The following is a 530-nucleotide window of genomic DNA, read 5'->3' as shown; positions in this document are numbered from 1 at the left end:
ACCAACCAGGCAAGCCAGACCATCACCGGCACGGTCGACGTGGCCGATGCCGGCGCGACCGTCACCATCCTTGATGGCACGGCCACGATCGGCACCGCGGTGGTGCAGGGCAACGGCAGCTGGAGCGCCACGGTCACACTGAACAACGGCAGCAACTCGCTGACGGCCCAGGTCAGCGATGCGGCCGGCAACACCGCGACCAGCAGCGCGGTGGTCTATACGGTCAGCACCACCGGTCCGGCGGTGACCGAGGCCCTGGTCTCGGACACCGGCTCCTCGGCGACCGACCACCTCACCACGAGCCCGGCGCTGAGCGGCACCGGGCTTGCCAGCACGGTGGTGCACTTCACCATCGACGGCGTCGCCAGCACCACCACGGTGACGACCGATGCGCAAGGCGCCTGGTCGTTCACGCCGAGCGGGCTGGCGGACGGATTGCACACCATCGTGGCAAGCCAGACCGATAGCTTCGGCAATACCGGCTCGGCTTCGCTGAGCTTCACGCTGGATACGACGGCGCCTGCGGTCGC

The 530-nt window shown here is 68.9% G+C and carries 1 protein-coding gene; it reads left to right on the top strand.

Going from position 1 to position 530, the window contains the following annotated elements:
- Positions 1 to 530, top strand: a 530-nt coding sequence (locus AC0L20_RS39745; RefSeq protein ID WP_473295627.1) for an Ig-like domain-containing protein, incomplete at both ends; no start/stop codon positions are given.

It is taken from the genome of Bradyrhizobium sp. Kon58, from assembly GCF_055807455.1.
The sequence above is the reverse complement of the archived record's forward strand: the minus strand, read 5'-3'. Positions and strand labels throughout refer to the sequence as shown.